Source organism: Streptomyces sp. SAI-127 (assembly GCF_029894425.1).
GTDB lineage: Bacteria > Actinomycetota > Actinomycetes > Streptomycetales > Streptomycetaceae > Streptomyces.
In genome coordinates this window covers 7,604,325-7,620,363 of record NZ_JARXYJ010000001.1, presented here as the reverse complement: position 1 = coordinate 7,620,363, position 16,039 = coordinate 7,604,325, and the positions used below count along the sequence as shown (strand labels likewise).

General features: G+C 70.3%; 15 protein-coding genes. 4 read left to right on the top strand and 11 right to left on the bottom strand.

From position 1 onward, the window contains the following. Nucleotides 1–64 precede the first annotated feature (64 nt). Complete coding sequence (locus M2157_RS35025; protein WP_280867226.1) at nucleotides 65–1,921, top strand: anthranilate synthase family protein; 1,857 nt, start codon at nucleotides 65–67, stop codon at nucleotides 1,919–1,921. Between the two features lie 12 nt (nucleotides 1,922–1,933). On the opposite strand, the gene M2157_RS35020 is transcribed toward M2157_RS35025, so the two are convergent. The 4 genes from M2157_RS35020 to M2157_RS35005 are packed head-to-tail and all read right to left on the bottom strand — an operon-like array spanning nucleotide 1,934 to nucleotide 5,717. Beyond that, a complete protein-coding gene (locus tag M2157_RS35020) occupies nucleotides 1,934–2,962 on the bottom strand; it encodes a 6-phosphofructokinase (RefSeq protein ID WP_280857050.1) in 1,029 nt (342 codons plus the stop codon). 53 nt (nucleotides 2,963–3,015) lie between these two features. Then, nucleotides 3,016–3,690: a response regulator transcription factor gene (locus M2157_RS35015; protein ID WP_280857051.1), complete on the bottom strand. Its 675-nt coding sequence runs from the start codon at nucleotides 3,688–3,690 to the stop codon at nucleotides 3,016–3,018. Next, nucleotides 3,687–4,919: a DUF5931 domain-containing protein gene (locus tag M2157_RS35010; protein WP_280867225.1), complete on the bottom strand. Its 1,233-nt coding sequence runs from the start codon at nucleotides 4,917–4,919 to the stop codon at nucleotides 3,687–3,689. Before M2157_RS35010 ends, M2157_RS35015 begins: the two co-directional genes overlap by 4 nt. Nucleotides 4,920–4,958: 39 nt before the next feature. After that, nucleotides 4,959–5,717, bottom strand: coding sequence for a lysophospholipid acyltransferase family protein (locus M2157_RS35005; protein ID WP_266525687.1), 759 nt, complete (start codon nucleotides 5,715–5,717; stop codon nucleotides 4,959–4,961). Between the two features lie 144 nt (nucleotides 5,718–5,861). Between M2157_RS35005 and M2157_RS35000 the strand changes: the two genes are divergently transcribed. Together M2157_RS35000 and M2157_RS34995 are read left to right on the top strand one after the other, a co-directional pair. Then, nucleotides 5,862–6,641, top strand: coding sequence for an alpha/beta fold hydrolase (locus M2157_RS35000; RefSeq protein ID WP_280857054.1), 780 nt, complete (start codon nucleotides 5,862–5,864; stop codon nucleotides 6,639–6,641). Next, nucleotides 6,634–7,239: a hypothetical protein gene (locus M2157_RS34995; RefSeq protein ID WP_280867224.1), complete on the top strand. Its 606-nt coding sequence runs from the start codon at nucleotides 6,634–6,636 to the stop codon at nucleotides 7,237–7,239. Before M2157_RS35000 ends, M2157_RS34995 begins: the two co-directional genes overlap by 8 nt. Before the next feature lie 6 nt (nucleotides 7,240–7,245). Here the strand turns inward: M2157_RS34995 and M2157_RS34990 are convergent, their stop codons facing one another. The 6 genes from M2157_RS34990 to M2157_RS34965 all read right to left on the bottom strand — a co-directional run bounded on the left by M2157_RS34990 (nucleotide 7,246) and on the right by M2157_RS34965 (nucleotide 12,233). Continuing rightward, the gene (locus M2157_RS34990) at nucleotides 7,246–7,953 is read right to left on the bottom strand and encodes an endonuclease/exonuclease/phosphatase family protein (protein ID WP_280867223.1); all 708 of its coding nucleotides are present in this window, start codon (nucleotides 7,951–7,953) and stop codon (nucleotides 7,246–7,248) included. Between the two features lie 102 nt (nucleotides 7,954–8,055). Further along, complete coding sequence (locus M2157_RS34985) at nucleotides 8,056–9,009, bottom strand: ROK family glucokinase (protein ID WP_057611808.1); 954 nt, start codon at nucleotides 9,007–9,009, stop codon at nucleotides 8,056–8,058. A 67-nt stretch (nucleotides 9,010–9,076) separates the two neighbouring features. After that, a complete protein-coding gene (locus M2157_RS34980; RefSeq protein ID WP_057611807.1) occupies nucleotides 9,077–9,565 on the bottom strand; it encodes a DUF5304 domain-containing protein in 489 nt (162 codons plus the stop codon). Nucleotides 9,566–9,622: 57 nt separating this feature from the next. Continuing rightward, nucleotides 9,623–10,780, bottom strand: a complete 1,158-nt coding sequence (locus tag M2157_RS34975) for an ArsA-related P-loop ATPase (protein ID WP_280867222.1) — start codon at nucleotides 10,778–10,780, stop codon at nucleotides 9,623–9,625. A gap of 173 nt (nucleotides 10,781–10,953) precedes the next feature. Further along, nucleotides 10,954–11,394: an SRPBCC family protein gene (locus M2157_RS34970; RefSeq protein WP_280867221.1), complete on the bottom strand. Its 441-nt coding sequence runs from the start codon at nucleotides 11,392–11,394 to the stop codon at nucleotides 10,954–10,956. A gap of 83 nt (nucleotides 11,395–11,477) precedes the next feature. Beyond that, a complete protein-coding gene (locus M2157_RS34965) occupies nucleotides 11,478–12,233 on the bottom strand; it encodes a metallophosphoesterase (RefSeq protein WP_280858981.1) in 756 nt (251 codons plus the stop codon). Between the two features lie 335 nt (nucleotides 12,234–12,568). On the opposite strand from M2157_RS34965, the gene M2157_RS34960 reads away from it, so the two are divergent. Next, on the top strand, nucleotides 12,569–14,365 hold the full coding sequence (locus M2157_RS34960) for a long-chain fatty acid--CoA ligase (protein ID WP_280857058.1): 1,797 nt from the start codon (nucleotides 12,569–12,571) through the stop codon (nucleotides 14,363–14,365). 19 nt (nucleotides 14,366–14,384) lie between these two features. Here the strand turns inward: M2157_RS34960 and M2157_RS34955 are convergent, their stop codons facing one another. Continuing rightward, the gene (locus M2157_RS34955; RefSeq protein WP_280867220.1) at nucleotides 14,385–15,965 is read right to left on the bottom strand and encodes a GMC oxidoreductase; all 1,581 of its coding nucleotides are present in this window, start codon (nucleotides 15,963–15,965) and stop codon (nucleotides 14,385–14,387) included. Nucleotides 15,966–16,039 lie beyond the last annotated feature (74 nt).

Sequence of the window (16,039 nt, the reverse complement as noted above, 5' to 3'; positions counted from 1 at the left end):
GGGCGGCCTTCGGTGTTTCCGGGGTCGTTCCTCACCGCCATTGACAGAAGACGGACGAGGAACCATGGACCTGAACCAGCTCCTGCACGACGACCGCCCTTTCGCCCTGCTCCGCCGCCGCACCCCGGGCCACGACGAGAACACCGTCGAACTGCTCGTCGGCCCGGTCAGCACCTACGACCGTCTCGCCGACGTCCCCGACGAGGGCCTGGCGCTCGTCCCCTTCCGCCAGATCCGCGAGCGCGGCTTCGACGTGCGGGACGACGGGACGCCGCTCGCGGTGCTGACGCCCGAGCAGACCCACGCCCTCTCCCTCACGGAGGCCCTCGCACAGCTTCCCGCCCACGACGTCCGTGTCGAGAACGGCGGCTTCGACGTGGCCGACGAGGAGTACGCCGAGATCGTCGGACGGGTGCTGCACGAGGAGATCGGACGCGGCGAGGGCGCCAACTTCGTGATCCGGCGGACCTACGAGGGCGAAATCCCGGGGTTCTCCCGGGCGGACGCGCTCGCCCTGTTCCGGCGGCTCCTGGAGGGCGAGCGGGGCGCGTACTGGACCTTCGTCGTGCACACCGGCGAGCGGACCCTGGTCGGCGCGAGCCCGGAGGTGCACGTCCGGATGTCCGGCGGGACCGTCGTCATGAACCCGATCAGCGGGACGTACCGCTATCCCGCCGAGGGCCCGACCCCCGAGCATCTGCTCGACTTCCTCGCCGACGGCAAGGAGATCGAGGAGCTGTCGATGGTCGTCGACGAGGAGCTCAAGATGATGTGCACGGTCGGTGACATGGGAGGGGTCGTCATCGGGCCCCGGCTGAAGGAGATGTCCCACCTCGCGCACACCGAGTACGAGCTGCGCGGGAAGTCCTCGCTGGACGTGCGGGAGGTCCTGAGGGAGACCATGTTCGCGGCCACCGTCACCGGCTCGCCCGTGCAGAACGCCTGCCGGGTCATCGAGCGGCACGAGGTCGGCGGGCGCGGGTACTACGCCGGCGCGCTGGCCCTGCTCGGCCGGGACTCCGGTGGGGCGCAGACCCTGGACTCCCCCATCCTGATCCGCACCGCGGACATCTCCGGGGACGGCCGGCTCAGGGTCCCCGTCGGCGCGACCCTCGTGCGCGGCTCGGACCCGGTGAGCGAGGTCGCGGAGACCCACGCCAAGGCGGCGGGGGTACTGGCGGCTCTCGGCGTACGACCGTCCCGGCCCCGTGCGGAGCACGCGCGCGTGAGTCTCGCCGACGATCCACGCGTGCGTGCCGCGCTCGACGGGCGGCGCACCTCGCTGGCGCCGTTCTGGCTGCGGATGCAGGAACCCCTCGACGAACTCAGCGGACACGCCCTGGTCGTCGACGGCGAGGACACCTTCACAGCGATGCTCGCGCACGTCCTGCGGTCGAGCGGGCTGGACGTCACCGTCCGCCGGTACGACGAGGAAGGGCTCCGGGAGGCGGTGCTCGCGCACGAGGGACCGGTCGTGCTGGGCCCCGGTCCCGGTGACCCCTGCGACCTGGGCGACCCGAAGATGCGGTTCCTGCGGGGCCTGACCACCGAGGTGATCAGGCAGCACCGGCACGGCGTCCTCGGCGTCTGCCTCGGACACGAGCTGATCGCGGCCGAACTGGGCCTGGAGATCGTACGGAAGGAAGTGCCGTACCAGGGTGCGCAGACGACGGTCGATCTGTTCGGGCGGCCCGAGACCGTCGGCTTCTACAACAGCTTCGTGGCGCACTGCGACGACGAGACGGCGACCGGACTGGCCGCGCACGAGGTCGAGATCAGCCGGGCCGACAACGGGGAGGTGCACGCCCTGCGCGGCCCCGGCTTCGCGGGCGTGCAGTTCCACCCCGAGTCGGTCCTGACCCTGAACGGCGCCGTCGTCGTACGGGAGTTGGTGAGGCAGCTGCGCCGCACGACCGTGTGAGCCGGCCGGGCGTCAGCCGAAGAACACCCCCACCTCCTCGTACAGCTTGGGATCCACCGTCTTCAGCTTCGCCGTCGCCTCCGCGATCGGCACGCGCACGATGTCCGTCCCGCGCAGGGCGACCATCTTGCCGAAGTCGCCGTCGCGGACGGCGTCGATGGCGTGCAGGCCGAAGCGGGTGGCGAGCCAGCGGTCGAAGGCGCTGGGGGTGCCGCCGCGCTGGATGTGCCCGAGGACCGTCGTGCGGGCCTCCTTGCCGGTGCGCTTCTCTATCTGCTTGGCCAGCCACTCGCCGACACCGGACAGCCGCACATGTCCGAAGGAGTCGAGCGACTCGTCCTTGAGGACCACGTCGCCGTCCTTCGGCATGGCACCCTCGGCGACGACCACGATCGGGGCGTACGACGCCTTGAAGCGCGAGGTGATCCAGGCGCACACCTGGTCGACGTCGAAGCGCTGCTCGGGGATGAGGATGACGTTGGCGCCGCCCGCGAGGCCGGAGTGCAGGGCGATCCAGCCGGCATGGCGGCCCATCACCTCGCAGACCAGGACGCGCATATGGGACTCGGCGGTGGTGTGCAGCCGGTCGATGGCCTCGGTGGCGATGCCGACCGCGGTGTCGAAGCCGAAGGTGTAGTCGGTGGCGGAGAGGTCGTTGTCGATGGTCTTCGGTACGCCGACACACGGCACGCCGTGTCGGTCGGACAGTTGTGCGGCCACGCCCAGGGTGTCCTCGCCACCGATGGCGATGAGCGCTTCGATCTCCCGCGCGGCCAGGTTCTCCTGGATCCGGCGGATGCCGTCCTCCTGCTTCAGCGGGTTCGTGCGGGAGGAGCCGAGGATGGTGCCGCCGCGGGGCAGGATGCCGCGCACGGCCGGGATGTCGAGACGCACGGTGGCGTCCTCCAGTGGACCCCGCCAGCCGTCCCGGAAGCCGGTGAAGTCATAGCCGTACTCCTGAACGCCCTTGCGGACGATGGCCCGGATGACGGCGTTGAGGCCGGGGCAGTCGCCGCCTCCGGTCAGTACTCCGACGCGCATGGACAGTTCCCTTCGCCGCAGGTGCCTGACGAAGGGTCAGTGTGACGCGCGTCTCACTCGTCGTCGAGGCCTCTTTCGATGGCGTATCGGACGAGCTCGACCCGGTTGTGGAGTTGCAGCTTGCCGAGGGTGTTCTGGACGTGGTTCTGGACCGTGCGGTGGGAGATCACCAGGCGTTCGGCGATCTGCTTGTAGCTCAGGCCCTTGGCGACCAGCCTCAGCACCTCGGTCTCGCGCTCGGTGAGCTGCGGGGCCCTGGGCTGGTCGGGGTCGGTGGTGGGCGCGGGGTCGGTGGCGAGGCGGCGGTACTCGCCGAGGACCAGCCCTGCGAGGCCGGGCGTGAAGACGGGGTCTCCCACGGCCGTGCGGCGGACCGCGTCCAGGAGTTCCTCGGTCGACGCCGACTTCAGCAGATAGCCGGTCGCGCCCGACTTCACGGCCTCCAGTACGTCGGCGTGCTCGCCGCTCGCCGACAGCACGAGAACGCGCAGCGCCGGGTTGTGCCCGACGAGCTCCTTGCAGACCTGGACGCCGGGCTTCACCGGCAGGTTCAGGTCGAGCACCAGCACGTCGGGGTCCGCCGCCTTGGCCCGGCGTACGGCCTGGTCGCCGTCGCCCGCCGTCGCGACCACGTCGAGGCCGGACTCGGCCAGGTCGCGGGCGACCGCGTCGCGCCACATGGGGTGGTCGTCGACCACCATGACCTTGATCGGACCCTTGTCACTCATCGCTGTCCTGCCTTCCCCCGTGAAACCTTCGGTACCTTCAGTTCGACCTCCGTGCCCTGTCCCGGAGGCGAGATCAGCTCGGCGCTGCCGCCGAGCTCGCGCAGCCGGCCCCGGATCGACAGGGCCACCCCCAGCCGCCCCTCGCCCTCGGCCTGGGCGAGCCGCCCCTCGGGGATGCCGGGTCCGTCGTCCCGTACGGTCACGATCACCTCGTCGGGCTCGTCCTCGACGAGGATCCACGCGCGCGCGTGCTCACCGGCATGCCGGTGGACGTTGTCCAGGGCGGCCCCCACGGCCGCGGCCAGCTCGCGCGCGGCGGGCGAGGGCAGCGGGACGGGGGCGCCGGGCTCGACGAGGGAGACCTTCGCCGAGGCGTAGGGCGCGAGCAGTGCGCGCAGGTCGAGCGGACCGGTCTCGTCCGGCCCGTCGTCGTCCCGCTCGTCGTCGACGACGTGGACGACCGCTCCCTGGGCCGCGTCCCGCGACACCCGGGAGACGGAGGTCAGGCCGCCGGAGACCAGGGTGCGCAGCGCCACCTCCTGCTCACCGGCCATCCGGCCCAGCTCGGCCGCCTCGCCGCCCATGACCGCGCCCCGGCGCTGCACCATGGCGAGCACCTGGAGGACGCTGTCGTGGATGTCCCGGGCCAGCCGCTCACGCTCCCGGGTCGCCGCCTCGATCTCCAGGGCGCGGGCGAGGGTGCGCTCGGAGGCACGGGCGACCTCGACGACGTAGCCGATGGCGATGGAGGCGACCCAGACGAGGATCACGTTGTGGACGGTGTCGCGGGCCGGGTGGCCGCGCTCGAACAGGTTGGCGGCGGCGACCGGCGTGGAGGCGAGCGCGGCCCACCGCCAGCCGCCCTTGATCGCGAACGCCAGGACGGAACCGGCCGTCCATATCGACGGCAGGGTGGGGCCGCCGCTGTCGATGTGGTGATCGTTGACGACCAGGGGGGTCAGCACGATCCCGGTGATCGCGATCGCGAGGTCGACGGCGAGGAAGCGCTTGGTGCAGGCGGCCGCGTTCTGGACGCGGGGCAGCGTGGCGAGCGTCCACACGCACAGGACGACGTAGTAGGCGATGGCGATGCCGGGCCGGTCGTACTCGTCGTAGGCGGTGGCGAAGAGCCCGACCGCGTACAGCATGGTGAGCACCCGGTACCCGGTCAGCGCACGCCACAGCGGCTGCTCGACCGACATGCGCATGACGCGCACCTGCTTGGCCATGTCCCCCACCCCGAACTCAGACTGCCGTGTCCCAGGATCCTAGGACGCCGGCTGCTCGGGCTTGTCCTGCTCGGCCTTCGCGGCAGCCGCCTTGGCGGCCTTCTCGGCCTTGGCCGCGTCCGAGATCCGCCGCTTGGCCGCGGTCGCGTAGATGTCGACGTACTCCTGGCCGGAGAGCTTCATGATCTCGTACATGACCTCGTCGGTCACCGCGCGCAGCACGAAACGGTCGTGCTCCATGCCCTGGTAGCGGCTGAAGTCCAGGGGCTCGCCGATGCGGATGCCCGGCCGCATCAGCTTGGGCATGACCTTGCCCGGCGGCTGGATCTTCTCCGTGTCGATCATCGCGACCGGGATGACCGGGGCGCCGGAGGCGAGCGCCACGCGTGCGAGGCCGCCGGGCTTGCCGCGGTAGAGGCGGCCGTCGGGCGAGCGGGTGCCCTCGGGGTAGATGCCGAACAGCTCGCCGCGCTCCAGCACGTCGAGGCCGCTCTTGATGGCCGCCTCGCCCGCGCCGCGCGCGCCGGAGCGGTCCACCGGGAGCTGGCCGACGCCCTTGAAGAAGGCGGCCGTGAGGCGGCCCTTCACCCCGGGAGTGGTGAAGTACTCGGCCTTCGCGATGAAGGTGACCTTGCGGTCGAGGACCGCGGGCAGGAAGAAGGAGTCGGAGAAGGACAGGTGGTTGCTCGCCAGGATGGCCGGGCCCTCGGCGGGAATGTTCTCGAGGCCCTCCACCCAGGGCCTGAAGGCGACCTTCAGCGGCCCTCCGATGGCGACCTTCATCGTGCCGTACAACAACCGAGTGCCTCCTGTGTCCGTCGATGAGACCTTAACCCGGAGCCCTGTCAAACAGTCCGACGGCCCTGGTCGGTGTCAGTGCGGTCGCGTACGGTGAACCTCACCTGGACTTGCTCACGCTTCTTTCATGAACAGGAGACCTAGGTGCCGGTCCTCCCCGGAGCCGAGCCGTTCCGCCATGAGGGCGGGGAGGCCGGTGTCCTTCTCTGCCACGGCTTCACCGGTTCCCCTCAGTCGCTGCGCCCCTGGGCCCAGCACCTCGCCGAGCACGGCCTGACGGTCTCCCTGCCGCTGCTGCCCGGGCACGGCACCCGCTGGCAGGACATGGCCCTCACCGGCTGGCAGGACTGGTACGCCGAGGTGGACCGCGAGCTGCGCGCCCTCAGCGAGCGCTGCGCCTCCGTGTTCGTGGCCGGTCTGTCCATGGGCGGCACCCTGGCCCTCAGGCTCGCCGCCAAGCACGGGGACGCGGTGAGCGGTGTCGTGGTCGTCAACCCGGCGAACCGCATGCACGGCCTCGCGCCGTACGCCCTTCCGGTGGCCCGTCACTTCGTCCGTACGGCGCCCGGGATCGCCAGCGACATCGCCAAGGAGGGCAGCGTCGAGCTGGGGTACGACAAGGTGCCGCTGCACGCGGCGCACTCCCTGCGCACCTTCTTCCGGCAGGTCGACGGCGAGCTGCCGCAGGTCACCCAGCCGCTGCTGGTGCTGCGCAGCGCCCAGGACCATGTGGTGCCCGCGGCCGACTCCGCGCGCGTGCTGAGCCGTGTGTCGTCGACGGACGTAACTGAGATCGTGCTGGAACAGAGCTACCACGTGGCGACGTTGGACCATGACGCGGAGCGGATTTTCGACGAGAGCCTCGCGTTCATCGGCCGGCACACCACCGGCATCGGCAGCGAAGGGACGGCCGCACGTGGCTGAGCACGACTCCGACCGCGAGGACCGCGAGCCGGACGAGCAGGGCGTCCCGTTCGACGAGGAGGCCGCGTGGGCGGCCATCGTGGCCGGGTACGGCGAGGAGCCGAAGGACCCGCCGGGCACGAAGCCGTTCAAGTCGGTCGAGGATCTCGCGCTGCTCGAGACCGAGACGAACGACGAGCCGACGACCACGGAGACGCAGCCCAAGAAGGACGAGCCGAAGAAGGACGCGCCGAAGAAGGACGGGAACCCGGCTAAGCCGCTGGGCGGTTCCGTCGCCTTCGCACCCGGTGTCGGGCCTCGCGACTACAGCGCGCCCGAGCCGTCCGAGGAGGACTTCGAGGAGGACGACGAGGGGCACTTCGTCCCGCCGGAGCCGCCGCCGCTGCCGGCCGCCGACACCACTTCGAGGTTCGCCTGGCTGGGAGTGCTGGGCGGGCCGGTTCTGCTGCTGGTCGCGGTACTGCTCGGCTGGGAGATGACGTGGTGGCTGGCCACGGCGGGGATCGGCGGGTTCCTGGGTGGCTTCGTCACACTGGTGACGCGGATGCGGGCGGACGACGAGGACGACGAGGGTCCCGGCCGGGGTGCCGTGGTCTAGTCCGGCTCAGTTCGCGGGGATTCCGAGGGTGGCCAGGACCGGGAGATGGTCGGTGGCCGCCCTCATGTCCGCCTCCGTGATCCCGGGGATGTGCGTGGGGACTCCGCAGCCGAGCACCTCGATGCCCTTCGTGGCGAAGATCGCGTCGATGCGCCGGCGTGGTTCGGTGCGGGTCCAGGTGTGTTCGCCGCCCGTAGGCCTGGTCGCCCAGCAGTCCTGGAGGTTCGCGGCGAGGCGGGTGAAGGTGCGGCCGGTGGGCCGGTCGTTCAGGTCGCCGCCCGCGACGGCGTGGTCCACGCCCATGCCGGCGAGGCGGTCGAGGAGCATGCCCGCCTGGTCGTGGCGCTCGTCCTCCTGCAACGACAGGTGACAGCTCAGTACGCCGAGGCGGGCGCCGCCAAATCGTACGACCGCTGTGGCAAAGCCTCGGCGGTGCTGGCCGGGGGTGAGGGGGAGGAGGACGTCTTCCGTACGTTCGACCGTTGCCCGCAGGTTGCAGAGGATCGCGGGGCCCGCCGCTGTGCCGCCTCCGGTGAGGATGACCAGTCCTGAGGCTGACGCCAGCCTCGCCAGCTTCTTGCGCCAGCGGAAGAAGCGGGGGGCTTCCTGGATCAGTACGAGATCGGGTTCGCAGGCCTTGATGACTCGGGCCAGCGCGGCTGTGTCGTCTCGCATCGAGCGGATGTTGTAGCTCAGGACTTTGACCGGAACCATGTGGATCAATTTACGCCCAAGAGGGAGGGGCGCGAGGTGTGTGCGGCAGAGCCGCACGGTGAAACGGCCCCGCGCCCCTGAGTAGGTCCACTCCATGCCCGTTTACATGATCGGGTCGGGCTCTCTCGCCAGGTCCGCCGCGCCCACCAGGCCCGCCTTGTTGCCCAGTTGGGCCGCGATGACGTCGGCGACCGGGCGCCAGTTGCCGCCCACCAGCCAGCGCTTGTAGGACTTGCGGATCGGGTCCAGGACCAGTTCTCCCTCGTCGGAGAGGCCGCCGCCGACGATGAACGCGGAGGGGTCGAAGAGGGAGGCCAGGTCGGCGAGGCCGGCGCCGGCCCAGCGGGCGAGCTCGCGGTAGGAGTCGACGGCCACCGGGTCGCCCTGGCGGGCGGCCATGGAGATGTGCTTGCCCTCGATGCCGTCGGGGCTGCCGTCGCCGAGGCCGAGGAGGATCTCGGCGTTCTCCGGGGTGGCGTTGGCGCGCTGCTTGGCGTAGCGCACCAGGGCGCGGCCGGAGGCGTACTGCTCCCAGCAGCCCTGGCTCCCGCAGCCGCACAGCAGACCGTCGGGCACCATGCGGATGTGGCCGAACTCGGCCGCCACGCCGAAGTGGCCGCGGCGCAGCTTGTTGCCGATGATGATGCCGCCGCCGAGGCCGGTGCCCAGTGTGATGCAGATGACGTTGCGGTGGCCCTTGCCCGCGCCGAACTTGTACTCGCCCCACGCTGCCGCGTTGGCGTCGTTCTCCACGACGACCGGAAGGCCGACCCGGGTCTCGACCTTCTCCTTCAGCGGCTCGTTGCGCCAGTGGATGTTGGGCGCGAAGTAGACCTCCGAGCGCTGGCGGTTGACGTATCCGGCCGCACCGATGCCCACGCCCACGATCGCGTGCCCGGCGCGCGCGCCCTCCACCGCCGAGGCGATCGCGTCCACGATGCCCTCGGCCGTGCCCGGGGTCGGCACCTTGTAGGTCGAGAGGATGTTGCCTTCCTCATCGACCACGCCGGCCGCGATCTTCGTGCCGCCGATGTCGACGCCGATGGTGAGTCCCATGAATCCCTCAGTTTCGGTCGAGCCCCGCTACGGCCAACCGTACCCGAGCCCCTGCCGTCAGGGGGTTTCAGTCCAAGTCGATGCGCTCGCCGGGGCCGGGGTCCTCGCCCCGGTCGCGCAGGGTGTCGTCGTCGCGGCGGCTCCAGCGCTGCTCCTGCGCCTGGACCGCGGAGCGGTAGGCGGCGAGGAGTTCGCCCCCCGCGGCGGCGAGGTGGTCGAAGACGTCCGGGTTGCGTTCGATGACCGGCTCGACCGCGGCCTTGGCCTGCTGGACGACCTGCTTGACCACCTGCTGGGCGGCGGGTCCGGCGATGCCACCGAGGAGCGGGGACTGGAGGCCGGACAGCTTCTCGGCGACGTTGTCGACGAGCTTGCGCAGTTCCTCGGCGGCCGAGCCCGGGGGCGGGCCGTACTGGGTGCGGCGGCGGGCCTTCTCCGCCGCGAGGTCCTCCGCGACCGCCGTCGCCCACGCGTCGGCGTCGGTCGCCCGTACCTCGTCCACGGAGTCCACGGGCTCGCGGTCTCCGGCGTCGGACGGGGGGAGCTCTTCGCTCATGACGACCTCCTGACTACGGTTCGTCCCTACGACGTTACCCGAACGGGCGTACACGGTTCACGGGGTCCGGGGCCACAGATCCGGGTCCGGCGCGAACCGGATCCGCAGCTCGCCCTCGCGCAGGGCGGCGCCGGCGACGGTGCAGCGGCGTAGGGCCGAGGGCAGCGGGACGATCCGGCGGAACTGCCCCGCGCTGACGACGAGTTCGTCGCCGCGCCGGATCAGGTCCAGTTCGTCGCGTATGGCGCCGGGCAGCGGGAGGTGCCACACCAGGACGCCGTCCTCGGCGAGGTGATCGGTGACAGGCCACTCGACGGTGGAGGTCGTGTGGTTGACCTCGGGGACGGCGAGGGCGGTGAGGTCGTCGGTGCCGCGCGGGTCGTGGCCGAGGTGCGGGACGGCATGGACGTCGTACGACTCCTGCCACTCCTCCAGGGCCTTGCGCTGCTGGGCGACGAGGCCGGCGGGCCAGTCCTCCGGTACGACGCGGTTGGCGATCAGGGCGTCGGGGCGCAGGCCGCGCAGGGCGAGGGCGAGGCCTGCGGACCGTACGTCGTCGGTGCCGGCGGGGCCGGGTTCGGCGACGAGTCGCACGACGGCCTCCCGATCGGCGAGGACGGCCTCGACCGCGCCGAGTTCGGTGTCCCAGCGGGCGGCGGTCTCGTACAGCCACTCCGAGGGCATGGGGACGCCGGCGAGCCTTCCGAGCACGGGGCGCAGGCCCGCGGCGGCCTGACGCTCGGCCGGGAGCAGGCGGCGCAGGTAGCGGCGGAGTTCCTCGGGGAGGGAGAGGAGGGAGAGGGCCTGCTGGGTGGGCGGCAGGTCCACGACGAGCAGCTCGTGCCGCTCGGAGAGCGCCGCGTCGCGCAGGGCCCGCAGGAGGGTGAGTTCCTCGGCGCCGGGGAGGGGGGTGACCTCCTCGGGGTCCAGGCGGGAGGCGCCGAGCAGGTTGAGCACGTTGGAGGCGCGGTCCTGGAAGCGGGCGAGATCATCCCGGAAACCGGCGGTGGCGTCGGGGCGCCAGGCGGTGAGGTGCGGGGTGATCCGGGTGGGGGTGGGGCCCGTTGCCGCGCCGAGCATCGTGCCCAGGGTGTCCGTGCGGTCGGCACTCAGCACCAGGGTGCGGGTGCCGTTGCCTGCGGCGCGCAGGGCGGTGGCGGCGGCGACTGTCGTACGACCGCTGCCGCCGGGGCCGGTGATCAGGATGGTGCGCATAGGGGTGAACCGTAACGGACACAAGGACGTGCCTGGTTGTGCGGTCATTATGGCTGCGGGCGCGTTGCAGCGGGCGTGACAGCACCTACCCAGGGGCGCGGGGCTGCATCCATATGCGGCTCCGCCGCGTGGGCGCGACCGGCCCCCACCGGCCCGCAGCCGACCGCGGACCCCTACTCCCCCGACTCCACCCGCTTCTTCAACCCCGCCAGCGCCCGGTCGATGATGACCTTCTCCGCCTTGCGCTTGATCATGCCGAGCATCGGGATCTTGACGTCGACCGTCAGCAGATACGTGACCTCCGTGGCCCGCGCACCCGCCGGCTTCAGCACATACGAACCGTCCAGCTGCCGCAGCATCTGGGACTTCACCAGCGTCCAGGAGACCTCGTTCTCGCCGGTCCACGTGTAGCCGAGGACCTGGTCGTCCTTGATGGCGCCCGCGTCCATGACCAGCCGGACCTGCTCGGCGCGGCCGGACGCGTCCGTCGAGAGGACCTCCGCCTGCTTCACCTCGCCCGTCCAGTCCGGGTAGCGGGCGAAGTCCGCGATCACCGCCATGACGTCGGCAGGCGCAGCTTCGATCGTGATGCTCGAACTGGTGTGTTCCGCCATCGCCGTGGATCCTCCAGATATGGACCGGTGAGGAAGGGTGGTACGCACGTCTGTGCAGCGTGAAGGCTACCGCGCGTCCGGCTTCACCATTCCAGCGCCCACGGCTTCCCGCTCCCCGCGAAGTGCCCCACGTTCACGCACTCGGTCGCCCCGATCCGCATCCGCCGGACCAGGGGCTGGTGGACGTGACCGAACAGCGAGTACCGGGGCCGGGTGCGGCGGATCGCGTCCAGCAACGCCCGGCTCCCCCGCTCGAACCGCCGCGCCACCGTGTCGTAGACCAGCTCCGGCACCTCCGGCGGGATGTGCGTGCACAGCACGTCCACCTCGCCCAGCGCCTCGATCTTCGCCGCGTACTCCTCGTCGCTGATCTCGTACGGCGTCCGCATGGGGGTCCTGAGACCGCCGCCCACGAAGCCGAACGTCCAGCCGCCGATCTCCACCCGCTCGCCGTCGAGCACGGTCGTACCGGGTCCGGCGTACTCCGGCCACAGAGGCGGCATGTCGACATTGCCGTAGGTCGCGTACGTCGGTGTCGGGAACGCGGCGAACATCTCGGCGTACTGCTTGCGTACCGCCTTCTCGATCACGGAGGCGCGGTCGGCGCCGATCCCGCCCCACAGCCGGGCCCCGAGCTCTCGCGCCTCCTCGAAACGGCGGGCGGTGCGCAGTTCCACGATCAGGTCGGCGTTCTCCGTCCCGAACAGGTCGGGGAAGATCCCGCGCGAGTGGTCGGCGTAGTCGAGGAAGAGAACGAGGTCACCCAGACAGATCAGGGCGTCGGCACCCTCGCCGGCTCTGGCCAGGTCACGGGCGTTGCCGTGCACATCGCTGACCACATGTACGCGCGTCTTCCGGTTTCCGGCCGGTGTGGGTGCCATGACGATCAAGAGTAGGCCTGTGCGGCATACGTGAACAGTGCCGACCGGTCCCGCGGTTACTGGCCAGTCAGTAAGCAGGTGGACTACTGTGCGCGAAGAACCCCAATCCGTGTGACGCAGCGAACATCTCGCCGGGACCCCCTGTCGAAGACGCCATACCGGCGGGTAACGTCCGGGCAGTCCAGTCGTGCTCAGCTTTCAATTACTGAATCTCTGAGCACCTGCCCGAGCCTTGGACCGACCGTCGCATCACACAACGTCGTGGCGCCGGCGCCCTATGAGGAGCAGCAGTCTTGCGCGAGTTCAGCCTTCCGGCTTTGTACGAGGTCCCTGCGGACGGCAATCTCACCGACATCGTCCGTAGAAACGCCGCGCAGCATCCCGACGTCGCCGTCATCGCCCGCAAGGTGGGCGGTCAATGGCAGGACGTGTCGGCCACGGCGTTCCTGGCCGAGGTGCACGTCGCCGCCAAGGGGCTCATCGCCTCCGGCGTCCAGCCGGGCGACCGGGTCGGTCTGATGTCCCGTACCCGCTACGAGTGGACGCTGCTCGACTTCGCGATCTGGAGCGCGGGCGCGATCACCGTGCCGGTGTACGAGACCAGTTCGCCGGAGCAGATCCAGTGGATCCTCGGCGACTCGGGCGCGACCGCCTGCGTCGTGGAGCTGGACGGTCACACCGCGGCCGTCGAGTCGGTGCGCGACTCACTGCCCGCCCTCAAGCACGTCTGGCAGATCGAGGGCGGCGGGATCGAGGAACTGGGCCGCGCGGGCAAGGACATCAGCGACGCGGCCGTGGAGGAGCGCAGCTCGCTGGCGAAGGCCGACGACCCGGCGACCATCGTCTACACCTCCGGCACCACAGGGCGTCCCAAGGGCTGTGTGCTCACCCACCGCAGCTTCTTCGCGGAGTGCGGCAACATCGTGGAGCGGCTGCGCCCGCTGTTCCGCACCGGTGAATGCTCGGTGCTGCTCTTCCTGCCGCTCGCACACGTCTTCGGCCGGCTCGTGCAGATCGCGCCCATGATGGCGCCGATCAAGCTGGGCATGGTCCCGGACATCAAGAACCTCACCGACGAGCTGGCGTCCTTCCGGCCGACGCTGATCCTGGGCGTCCCGCGCGTTTTCGAGAAGGTCTACAACTCGGCGCGCGCCAAGGCGCAGGCGGACGGCAAGGGCAAGATCTTCGACAAGGCCGCCGACACGGCGATCGCCTACAGCAAGGCGCTGGACACCCCGTCGGGTCCGTCGCTGGGCCTGAAGATCAAGTACAAGACCTTCGACAAGCTGGTCTACAGCAAGCTGCGCGCGGTCCTCGGCGGCAAGGGCGAGTACGCCATCTCCGGCGGCGCCCCGCTCGGCGAGCGCCTGGGTCACTTCTTCCGCGGCATCGGCTTCACGGTCCTGGAGGGCTACGGCCTGACCGAGTCCTGTGCCGCGACCGCGTTCAACCCGTGGGACCGCACGAAGATCGGCACGGTCGGTCAGCCGCTGCCGGGCTCGGTGATCCGGATCGCCGACGACGGCGAGGTGCTGCTGCACGGCGAGCACCTGTTCAAGGGCTACTGGAACAACGAGGCCGCCACGGCCGAGGCGCTGACCGACGGCTGGTTCCACACCGGTGACATCGGCACCCTCGACGAGGACGGCTACCTCAGGATCACCGGCCGCAAGAAGGAGATCATCGTCACCGCGGGCGGCAAGAACGTCGCGCCGGCCGTGATCGAGGACCGTATCCGCGCGCACGCGCTGGTCGCGGAGTGCATGGTGGTGGGCGACGGGCGGCCGTTCGTCGGCGCGCTGATCACCATCGACGAGGAGTTCCTGGGCCGTTGGGCCGACGACCACGGAAAGCCGGCGGGTTCCACCGCGGCGTCGCTGGCCGGGGACGCGGACCTGAACGCGGCGATCCAGGCCGCGATCGACGACGGCAACGCCGCGGTGTCGAAGGCGGAATCGGTGCGGAAGTTCCGCATTCTGTCCTCCCAGTTCACGGAGGAGACGGGCCACCTCACGCCCTCGCTGAAGCTCAAGCGGAACGTGGTGGCGAAGGACTACGCGGACGAGATCGAAGCGATCTACGCGAAGTAGAGCGCTTTTTGAGCGAGCGTCATGGCGCGGTGTCCTCGGCGAGGACCCGCGCCATCGTGCGTTCGGCGAGCGCGGTGATGGTGACGAACGGGTTCACCCCGATGTTGCCGGGGATCAGCGAGCCGTCGGTGACGTAGAGCTTCGAATAGCCCTTCACCCGGCCGTAGTTGTCGGTGGCCCTGCCCAGCACACAGCCGCCCAGCGGGTGGTAGGTGAAGTCGTCGGCGAAGACCCTGCTGGGGGAGCCGAAGAGGTCGTACCGGTAGATGGTCGAGTTGGCGGAGTTGATCCGGTCGAAGAGCTTCTTGGCCATGCCGGAGGAGACCGAGCTCTGCGCGGCACTCCAGTTGAGGTTCAGAGCGCCGCCCGAGTACGAGAAGGCCGCGCGCTGCGGGTTCTTGGTGATCGCCAGATACAGGCTCACCCAGTGCTCGAGTCCCGTGGGCAAGGGCGCGATCTCGGCGAAGACGGGATTGTCGGTGTTGGCCCAGTCGTCGATGCCCATGACCGGCATGGTCGACTGGTTGGCGCCGACGGTGTCCCACAGGTGGTTGGCCCGCCCGAGCATCACGTTGCCGTTGGGCCCCCAGCCGGCCCCGACGCTCGCGTCCAGCGCCGGGAGCGTCCCCGACTGCCGTGACCGGAGCAGGAGTTCACTCGTACCCAGGCTGCCTCCGCCGAGGAACAGATAGGTGCAGCCGTACTGCTTGGTCTCGACGACCGCGCCGGTGTCGTCGATACGGTCGGCGGTCAGCACCCAGCTGCCGTCGCCCGCCCGGCTGATCCCGGTGACCTTCTCCATGGTGTGGATGGTGACGTTGCCGGTGCCGAGCGCGGACGCCAGATACGTCTTGTCGAGGCTCTTCTTGCCGTGGTTGTTGCCGTAGATGACCTCCTGGCCGAGGGCCGACTTGGTGGCGGTACCGGCGGCCTCGCGCTGCATGTAGCCGAAGTCGTAGACGCTGGGCACGAAGGTGGTCTTCAGGCCGGTGTTGGTGGCGTGCTTCCGGGAGATGCGGCTGAACCGGTACCACTCGGTCGACTCGAACCAGGCCGGGTCGACGGAGTTGACGCCGAGCATGGCGCGGGCGCGCGGGAAGTACGTGCTGTACATCTCCGCGGTGTCGACGCCGGGGAACTGCTCGGCGAAGTAGGACTGGAGCGGGGTGACCGCCATCGAGCCGTTGACCAGGGAGCCGCCGCCGACCCCGCGGCCCACGAAGACGGACATGTTGGAGAAGCGGACGCGGTCCAGGACGCCGGGATAGGGGTTGATGTCCTTGTTGACGACGTCCAGCCACAGGAAGGTGGCCAGCGGCGCCTCGGTGCGGGTGCGGAACCACATGGAGCGCTGGTCCGGACTGGCCGTACTGCAGAAGATCTTGCCGTCGGAGCCGGCGGTGTTCCACAGCCGGCCCATCTCGAGGACGAGGGTGCGGATGCCGGCCTGGCCGAGGCGGAGGGCGGCGACGGAGGCGCCGTAGCCGGAGCCGACGACGATGGCGGGCGCGGACTCGACCGCGGCGGGCTCGTCCGCGCGGGCCGACTGGAGCCCGACACGGGTGAAGCCGAGAGTGGCCGCCGTCTGGAGGGCGGCCATACCAAGGATCTGACGTCTAGTCAGCTGACGCTGTATCAGTTTTACTGTCATGCGCGCAGCATCGGCGGATTATT

Coding starts and splice junctions, on each gene's coding strand:
- M2157_RS35025 (WP_280867226.1), top strand. CDS start 65: ATGGACCTGAACCAGCTCCTGCACGACGACCGCCCTTTCGCCCTGCTC.
- M2157_RS35020 (WP_280857050.1), bottom strand. CDS start 2,962: ATGCGCGTCGGAGTACTGACCGGAGGCGGCGACTGCCCCGGCCTCAAC.
- M2157_RS35015 (WP_280857051.1), bottom strand. CDS start 3,690: ATGAGTGACAAGGGTCCGATCAAGGTCATGGTGGTCGACGACCACCCC.
- M2157_RS35010 (WP_280867225.1), bottom strand. CDS start 4,919: ATGGCCAAGCAGGTGCGCGTCATGCGCATGTCGGTCGAGCAGCCGCTG.
- M2157_RS34990 (WP_280867223.1), bottom strand. CDS start 7,953: ATGGTTCCGGTCAAAGTCCTGAGCTACAACATCCGCTCGATGCGAGAC.
- M2157_RS34985 (WP_057611808.1), bottom strand. CDS start 9,009: ATGGGACTCACCATCGGCGTCGACATCGGCGGCACGAAGATCGCGGCC.
- M2157_RS34980 (WP_057611807.1), bottom strand. CDS start 9,565: ATGAGCGAAGAGCTCCCCCCGTCCGACGCCGGAGACCGCGAGCCCGTG.
- M2157_RS34975 (WP_280867222.1), bottom strand. CDS start 10,780: ATGCGCACCATCCTGATCACCGGCCCCGGCGGCAGCGGTCGTACGACA.
- M2157_RS34970 (WP_280867221.1), bottom strand. CDS start 11,394: ATGGCGGAACACACCAGTTCGAGCATCACGATCGAAGCTGCGCCTGCC.
- M2157_RS34955 (WP_280867220.1), bottom strand. CDS start 15,965: ATGGCCGCCCTCCAGACGGCGGCCACTCTCGGCTTCACCCGTGTCGGG.